This is a genomic window from Nitrospirota bacterium (assembly GCA_037386965.1).
Lineage (GTDB): Bacteria > Nitrospirota > Thermodesulfovibrionia > Thermodesulfovibrionales > JdFR-86 > JARRLN01.
This window is the reverse complement of sequence record JARRLN010000097.1, coordinates 1-7,535: the sequence shown is the minus strand read 5'-3', so window position 1 is coordinate 7,535 and position 7,535 is coordinate 1. Positions and strand designations below refer to the sequence as shown.

Below are 7,535 nucleotides of genomic sequence, written 5' to 3'. Positions count from 1 at the left end.
GTGCGCAGGAGGGCCCTCTCCCCCTGTACCTCTGCCGGCCCACCGGTCATTAAAGCGGCCGACTATCGCTTTTACGTAATTGAGCACGAGCATCGCGGTATTGGAGTTTCTGCCGTCCACTATAACCTGAAGCGGGGCCGTCCGCCGGAGCAGCAGGTCGCTGCTGAACCGCTGTCCGACACGGAGCACCATCAGCACCCGCCTTTGCTCGATGAGCGGAGCAATCTGTTCCTCGTGGTCAATGACCGATACCTTACGAAAGGTCGGAGACCCTTCGAACTCCGCCAGCAGTTCCCGCGACTCAGTGCCCCCGTCTTCGTTGAATACAGCGTAAGGCACATGCTTCAGGTCATAGGTCGCGGCGTAGCCGAAGACCAGGAACTGCAGCAGGGGAGGGACTATCACGACGACCCTGCTCTTTCTGTCCTTGAATATCGCCAGAAATTCCTTCACCGCCAATGCGAATATCCGCTTCCCCATATCGGTATCCTACTCGAGGCGCTTGCGGGACTTCAGCCTGCTCATCCCGAGAAAAAACGCCGACATGAGCAGAAGCGCTGCCGCATTGGGGACAATGACCGTCCAGATGTTCCCCGCCAGAAAAACCGTCTGTAGTATAGCCACGAAATAGCGCGCCGCAATGAGGTGTGTCAAGACCCGCACAGCCAACGGCATGCTGCTGATATCGAAAATGAATCCCGAAAGAATAAAGGCCGGAAGGAAGGTTGCGATGATGGCCGCCTGGCCGGCCACGAACTGATTCTTTGCCATGATCGAAATCAGCAGACCCATGCCGAGGGCTGCAAGGAGGAACAACGACGAGGCAAGCAGGAGCACCGCCAGGGAACCGCGCAGGGGTACGCCAAAGAGAAAGAACGCCATAAGAACCGACAGCGCCAACCCGCCCATTCCCAGAATAAAGTACGGCACGAGCTTTCCCAGAAGCACCTCCTGTATGGAAACAGGCGTGACCAGAAGAGCTTCCATCGTGCCCCGCTCCCACTCCCGGGCCATGATCATAGCCGTGAGGAGCGCCCCTATCAGGGTCATGATGACGGCAATCAAGCCGGGCACCAGGAAGTTGCGGCTTCTCATCTCGCTGTTGTACCAGACCCGTTCCTGCACCTGAACCGGAAGGGGCACGTCCGTTCCTTCCTCCTGCGCCCGATGTCGGAGCCAGGTCGCCCATGCCCCTTCCACATAACCGGAAACTATCCTGCCGTTGTTTGCGTCCGTTCCTCTGACGATGACCTGCACCGGAGCGCCGCCGGGTGTCTCGGCCTGCCGTGAAAAATCCTCTCTCAGATGTACGATGCCCTCCACATTGCCGGCCAGGAGGGCGTCTTCGGCCTGCCGCACATCAGACAAGATGACGGGTTCAAAATATCGGGACTGCCGAAACGCGCTTACCAGGCCCGATGTGCCGGCATCGGGATGTTCCACCACGATTGCTATCGGGACATGCTCGGCGTCGAGGGAGACGCCGTACCCGAAGAGGAAAAGCAGCGCCACCGGCATGAGAAAGGCTATGGCCATGCTGCTCGGGTCGCGAAGGACCTGAAGGAACTCCTTGCGCATCAAGCCCCGCAGGCGCATCATCCTGCTTCTCCGGGAAAGCCGGTCCTTATGGCTATTCACGGTCATGGTACCCCTTTTCGCTCATATCCCTCTATGAAACTGATGAAAGCATCCTCGATGGTGGGCGATGGAATTTTCTCGGAGCGAACCCTGTCCTTGATTTCGGCGGGCGGTCCCAGGGCCAAAATCTCCCCGGTCGCCATGATGGCCAGCCGGTCGCAGTACTCCGCCTCTTCCATGAAGTGCGTAGTGACCAATATGGTCACGCCACGCTCCGCCAGTGCGTTGATGCGGAGCCAGAACTCGCGCCTGGCCAAAGGGTCCACGCCCGAGGTTGGCTCATCAAGAAAAAGTATCTCGGGCTCGTGCATGAGCGCGCAGGCCATGGCAAGCCGCTGCTTAAACCCCAGGGGCAGTGTAATGCTCGTTACCCCGGCCATGCCTGAAAGCGAGAACTGCTCCAAGGCCCAGTGGATCCTCCGCTCACGGCGGTTGCCCGTCAGGTTGTACGCACTGCTGAAGAATTTGAGGTTTTCCAGCACGCTCAGGTTGCCGTAAAGGGAAAACTTCTGCGACATGTAGCCGACCCGGGCCCGCGCAGACGCTGCGGCCCGCCGCAAGTCGACGCCCGCTACCCTGATGCTTCCTCCGCTGGCAGGCAGAAGGCCGCACAACATCCGGAAAGTTGTCGACTTTCCCGCACCGTTGGCGCCAAGCAGCCCGAAAACCTCCCCTCTCATCACGGAGAAGGTCACCCCCCTTACGGCGTAAAAGTCTCCGAACCGCCGCTTTAAATCTTTGACGTCGATAACCCTTTCATCAGCAGCCACATGACCGTCTGTACCCGTCCGTTCCGCCTCCGCTGGTCTGTCCAAGCCGGCCTTATCCCTGCGGTCCCTCATCATGGAGACGAAACTGTCCTCAAACCGGGGTGGGACCGGATACAGTGCCAGTTTTCCAACCGAGGGCAGGAGGCGCTCGGCTTCGGCAGCGGCAGCGCTTTCCACGACAAGCCGTACACCCTCTCCCTGGACGACGGCGTCTATCACGCCCGGACGGTTGAAGAGCTTTTCTTGCAGTGACCGGCTTTTCATGCCTTCGGCCGTCACGGCGTAGGTGTGTCCTTTCATGCGCTCACTGAACTCAGCGGGCGGACCCTGCCCGAGTATATGTCCATCATGAAGCATGGCGACGGCATCACAACGCTCGGCCTCATCGAGATAAGCGGTGCTGAGTAGCACACTCGCCCCTTCCTCTCTGACCAGACGATTAATGATGGACCAGAGTTCCCGCCTCGATACGGGGTCGATGCCCACCGTGGCCTCATCGAGAAGCAGAAGCTCCGGTGACCGCAGGAGTGTGCAGGCCAAGCCGAGTTTTTGTTTCATGCCGCCCGAAAGACGGCCTGAAAGACGGGCGGTGAAAGGCTGCAGGCCGGTCATGTGCAGCAGTTCCCCGATGCGCACCGGCCGCTTCGCATACGGGACGCCCTGCAGGTCGGCGTACAGGTTCAGGTTCTCCTGAACGGAAAGGTCTTCATAGAGTCCGAACCTCTGGGGCATGTACCCCAGGGAAGCCTGCACGGACAGGTACTGGCGCGTGGCATCCATTCCCAGCACGCTCACCCGGCCCGAATCCGGCACGAGAAGACCCGCCACCAGTCTCATCAAAGTCGTCTTGCCCGCGCCGTCCGGCCCCACCAAGCCCGTAATGGATCCTCTTTCCACACGCATCGAAACGGACTTCAGGGCCTCTATCTCGTGCCCGGCGGCCTTAAAGGTCTTGGTCACTTCATCCAATCCGACGACCGCGTCGCCCTTGCCCATCATCCCCCGGTCTCTCCATGTCGGCACGTCATGGGTCCGTGCAACGCTCTCTATCCGTGCCTTCTTCTGCGGGAGCCTGGTTCAATGGAACGGTCACTGTCGCCGGCATCCCCATGCGCAGCTCGTGTTGGGGATTGCACACATACACCCGCACCTGGTATACGAGGCTTGTGCGCACCTCTTTTGTCTCGACCGACTTTGGCGTAAACTGCGCCGTGGGGGAGATAAACCCGATCCAAGCCTTGTAGCGCTTTCCCGGATAGGTGTCGGTGCTTACCACTGCGGACATGCCCGTCCATATCTTGCCGAGTTCCGTTTCAGGGACGTAGGCTCTGACCCACAGGGGGTCGTCAAGGGCAATGATGAGAACGGCTTTTTGGGCCGAAGCCATGTCGCCGGGCTCAAGAAGCCGCACCTGGACTACTCCATCCGACGGAGCGTAGAGAGATGCATAGCTAAGCTCTCGCCGCGCCACGTCAAGCTGCGCCTCATAAGCCTTCAGGGTAGCCCTGGCAGCCGCGATATCCTCCCTGCGGGGGCCGGCGATTGCAAGGTCCAGGGCTTTCTGCAGCGCCTTCAGGCGGGCCTGCGCCGTCTCAAGCGCGGCCCTTGCGTCATCCTTCCTCTGCTCGGAAAGGACATCTTCGCCCGCAAGGTTGCGCACGCGGCGGTAGGTAAGCTCTGCCAAATGGAGCTCCGCTTTCGCGGCTTCCACATCCGCTCGCGCCTTGCCGATTTCCTCGGGACGTGTCCCGGCCTCCAGTCGTGCTACGACTTCCCGCTGGGCTGCCACGAGGGCTTCGGACCGGTCGACTTCGTGTTTCAGCCTGCGGTCGTCAAGGGTCGCCAGAAGCTGGCCCTCCCTGACGCGGTCGCCTTCCTGTGCCAGCACTGTTTCGATCCGTTCGGTAATATTGAACGCCAGGTTGACCTGCCGGATGTCAACGTTGCCGAACAGAACAAGCTCGTGGCGGGATTCCTTCTCATGCTTCGACTGCCACAGCCAGACACCACCGGCCACCGCCGAAACAAACAGCACAAGGAGAACAACCCGGAGCGCGGGCCTCCTCATATTCAATCCTCTCTCCGCAGACAAGCTCCTCGACAGTGCATAAAATCCGGCGTCAGAATGGCCTCCGCCAGGCCTTTATGTAGTTTAAGGATGAGTTCCTTGCCGTTGGCTTCATTCTATCACACCATGCGTGGTGCGTCTTAGATGTGGCGGTCCGCTTCATATAGCCCAAAAACCTCTTAAGACGAACTCGTAATGCGCTGCCTTGCCCCTTGCGATTAGAGGCATCTCCGGCCTGCTTGAAGCCCGCGAAGGGGCGTGATACGGTTTTATCATGAAGGCCGGGGCCGACCTCAAGAGGCTCGAGAAGAGCGTGCTTTATTCCGAGGAGCTGGGCATCGTGCTCAGGGGCGCGCGGGACGGGGAGCTTTTCAAGTGGTTTCTTGCGAGCATGCTTTTCGGGGCCAGGATATCGGAGACCATCGCCAAGAATACCTACAGGGCGTTCGAGAAGTACCGCCTTCTGGACCCGCGCGACATCCTCCGCGCGGGCTGGGATTTCCTCGTCTACCCCGTGATGCGGGAAGGGGGCTACGTGCGCTATGACGAGAAGACCTCCCGCCAGCTCCTCAAGGTCTGTAGCGACCTCATCGACCTCTACGGGGGGAGCCTGAACCGCCTGCACAAGGAGGCAGCGGACAGCCGGGACCTGGAAAAGAGGCTCGATGCGTTTTACGGCGTGGGCCCCGTCACGGTGAACATATTTTTGAGGGAGCTTCGGCCCCACTGGCCCAAGGCCGACCCCGAGCCGCTTCAGGCCGTCAAGAAACTCGCCCGCACATACGGCATCGACCTTTCGCGCTACGACCGGAAGACCGTAGCCTTCACCCGCCTCGAAGCCGGGCTTATACGGTTGAGGAAAGGGGGGTAGGGCGCACCGTCCGGCTGGCCGGACGCCGGCCACATTTCCTCAACCCATTCCGTTCATGGGTCTGAAAATGTTATTATTGAAGGCGACTTAGGGGTTGTTTGGACAGAATTGTGGCATTATGGCCCTATAGGCTGATATACAAGAGCTTATACGACAGCTAAAAAGAACCATAAGCATTGCTTATGGTTCTATAATAATTATTTACTTGTATATCCGTCAATTGTGTTGTAAAAAACAATCAATCCAGTTCTACTGGAGGAGGATAGTCCGAAGGGGCTAGCGTGAAAAGCCGACCATTGGTCGGCTTTTTCATCTTATTAATATGATTCCATAACCTTCTGTCCTGCTGTCACTGGATCTGCATCTAATTTTTGGTTTTGCCGCTTCTATTATTTGTTTCCAAAATAATTTCTCATTAGCTTCCTTGATCACCTTATATTTTATTAAGGTATATTTTTTTAATGGGCTAGCCAATATGTCTGACAATTGAAGACCATGAATATTCATCTTCTTCTTCCTGATCTTGATTCCATTTGATGTGAGACATCTCTGATAAAAATCGGCCTTCTTATACTTCCCGTCACCTCTGTAATATATCTTTTTGTATGCCTCTTGCAATGCAAAATTCTCTCTCTTCCCCCGGCATTCGGCAACTATATCACCCCTTGCACCCCGCTCACTAAGAAAATAGCAATATCTCTGCATTAGAGCTAATAAACTATACTGGTAGGGATGCCAAGGATCGTTGTATTTCTTTACGTGCTTCTTCTTGTCTAAGACAACAGTGATACTCTTATAATCAGACGTGCGTATCAAGTCCAGCAGTCTTTCATCAAAAGCGCGTGTAAGTTCAGGATCCTGCAAAATATAAAAAGGTCCTCTTCTCTGTATAATGTCCTTGGCGTGAAATACTATATCTCGCGTATTGAATATATCTTGTTTAAGGGCATCGAGTGCTGGAAGGAAAGCATTGGAGTAAGACTCAAGTTTAAATATTGTCCCTGTCAGCCCTAAGTACCGCGAGCCCTCCTCTTCAAGGGAAGGATAGGAAGGGAACATTTGTTCCCACAGCACCTTCCCCTTCATAAGAAGCCTAAACAGCTTCTTTTCAAGCTTACCATAACTGTGGTCACCAGATTCATCCAAAAAAAGTCTGTAGGTTGGTCTCGTAAGCATACGACATTATAACGATTTTATATCTAATATGGTAAGATTTATAGAAATCAGTAAACGGAAGTGGATATCTGAGGCTTCGAGTGTTAAGCAGCAAGCGGAATGTGACCTCTCCATCTCCATGTTGATATCCGTGAAAAGCGGAGTGAGTGATGGAGTGAAGACAACTGAATGAGGGGTCTTCAGAAAATGTACGAAGGATTTGTGACAGTGCCTAAACTAATCATATTGCTTTTCCTTCTCTTCCTTCTCAACGGATGTCTTCCCATCCCGCACAGTGACTATCTCGCGCCGGAGATATCGGGCGTGGTGCAGGATGGCGATAAGCCGGTGTCCGATGCACGCGTTTACCTGGATGCCACTTTCGACAGCAAGAACTGCGAGCAATACGACATGCAGGCCGAAACGACTGAAGCGGGTGAGTTTGTCATCGGCCCGGTGAAGAAATTCAGATGGGTTGTGCTTCTGATTGGCGACCCCATTGCGTACTGGACGTTGTGCGTGGATACGCCAGAGGGAAAAAAGGTGCTGCTCCAGCAGGGCGGCATCGGCATGTCGCCCCTGACACTGACTATCGAGTGCGACATATCCTCCTCCGAAATTCGCTACATCGAAGCCTTCGGGACGATAGAAGGCAAATGTATCGGAAAAGCCAGCCCTTAATTGTAGACCAAAAAAAGAAGTACTGCGTGCGGAATATCTTTAGTCCATCTCCATGCTTATATCCGCTGCGGGGGCGGAGTGGGTGATGGCTCCGGTGGAGATGTAATCCACGCCCGTGTGGGCTATGTGGGCCACGGTCTCTAGCGTCACGTTGCCCGAGGCCTCAAGCGCGGCCCGCCCCCGGGCCAGGGCCACGGCCTTCCGCATGTCCTCAAGCGACATGTTATCGAGCATGACCACGTCCGCCCCGGCAAGGAGGGCCTCCTCCACCTGCTCCAGGGTCTCGGCCTCCACCTCAATCCTGAGGAGCCGTCCCGCCCGGGCCTCCCGCACGAGGGCCACCGCCCGGGCG

Annotated in this window: 8 protein-coding genes; 2 read left to right on the top strand and 6 right to left on the bottom strand. The window is 56.4% G+C overall.

Annotation, left to right across the window (positions count from 1 at the left end; all coding sequences use genetic code 11):
• The 4 genes from P8Y39_11675 to P8Y39_11660 form a co-directional block, all read right to left on the bottom strand.
• Positions 1-480, bottom strand: a 480-nt coding sequence (locus tag P8Y39_11675) for an ABC transporter permease (protein ID MEJ2192978.1), incomplete at its 3' end; no start/stop codon positions are given.
• 9 nt (positions 481-489) lie between these two features.
• Positions 490-1,644: an ABC transporter permease gene (locus P8Y39_11670; protein MEJ2192977.1), complete on the bottom strand. Its 1,155-nt coding sequence runs from the start codon at positions 1,642-1,644 to the stop codon at positions 490-492.
• Positions 1,641-3,407, bottom strand: coding sequence for an ATP-binding cassette domain-containing protein (locus P8Y39_11665; GenBank protein MEJ2192976.1), 1,767 nt, complete (start codon positions 3,405-3,407; stop codon positions 1,641-1,643). Before P8Y39_11665 ends, P8Y39_11670 begins: the two co-directional genes overlap by 4 nt.
• A gap of 25 nt (positions 3,408-3,432) precedes the next feature.
• Positions 3,433-4,476 (bottom strand): efflux RND transporter periplasmic adaptor subunit, encoded by a 1,044-nt coding sequence (locus tag P8Y39_11660; protein ID MEJ2192975.1) that lies wholly within the window; start codon positions 4,474-4,476, stop codon positions 3,433-3,435.
• 274 nt (positions 4,477-4,750) lie between these two features.
• Here P8Y39_11660 and P8Y39_11655 point away from each other — a divergent pair, with 274 nt between their 5' ends.
• Complete coding sequence (locus P8Y39_11655) at positions 4,751-5,347, top strand: hypothetical protein (GenBank protein MEJ2192974.1); 597 nt, start codon at positions 4,751-4,753, stop codon at positions 5,345-5,347.
• A gap of 309 nt (positions 5,348-5,656) precedes the next feature.
• On the opposite strand, the gene P8Y39_11650 is transcribed toward P8Y39_11655, so the two are convergent.
• Positions 5,657-6,523 (bottom strand): DUF3800 domain-containing protein, encoded by an 867-nt coding sequence (locus tag P8Y39_11650; protein ID MEJ2192973.1) that lies wholly within the window; start codon positions 6,521-6,523, stop codon positions 5,657-5,659.
• A 186-nt stretch (positions 6,524-6,709) separates the two neighbouring features.
• Here P8Y39_11650 and P8Y39_11645 point away from each other — a divergent pair, with 186 nt between their 5' ends.
• On the top strand, positions 6,710-7,183 hold the full coding sequence (locus tag P8Y39_11645) for a hypothetical protein (protein ID MEJ2192972.1): 474 nt from the start codon (positions 6,710-6,712) through the stop codon (positions 7,181-7,183).
• Positions 7,184-7,222: 39 nt separating this feature from the next.
• Here P8Y39_11645 and P8Y39_11640 read toward each other — a convergent pair.
• A partial coding sequence (locus tag P8Y39_11640; GenBank protein ID MEJ2192971.1) for a nicotinate-nucleotide diphosphorylase (carboxylating) occupies positions 7,223-7,535 on the bottom strand: 313 nt, incomplete at its 5' end.

Bases quoted from the DNA above. Each gene is read 5' to 3' on its own strand.
- P8Y39_11670 (MEJ2192977.1), bottom strand. From the start codon at position 1,644: ATGACCGTGAATAGCCATAAGGACCGGCTTTCCCGGAGAAGCAGGATG.
- P8Y39_11665 (MEJ2192976.1), bottom strand. From the start codon at position 3,407: ATGATGGGCAAGGGCGACGCGGTCGTCGGATTGGATGAAGTGACCAAG.
- P8Y39_11660 (MEJ2192975.1), bottom strand. From the start codon at position 4,476: ATGAGGAGGCCCGCGCTCCGGGTTGTTCTCCTTGTGCTGTTTGTTTCG.
- P8Y39_11655 (MEJ2192974.1), top strand. From the start codon at position 4,751: ATGAAGGCCGGGGCCGACCTCAAGAGGCTCGAGAAGAGCGTGCTTTAT.
- P8Y39_11650 (MEJ2192973.1), bottom strand. From the start codon at position 6,523: ATGCTTACGAGACCAACCTACAGACTTTTTTTGGATGAATCTGGTGAC.
- P8Y39_11645 (MEJ2192972.1), top strand. From the start codon at position 6,710: ATGTACGAAGGATTTGTGACAGTGCCTAAACTAATCATATTGCTTTTC.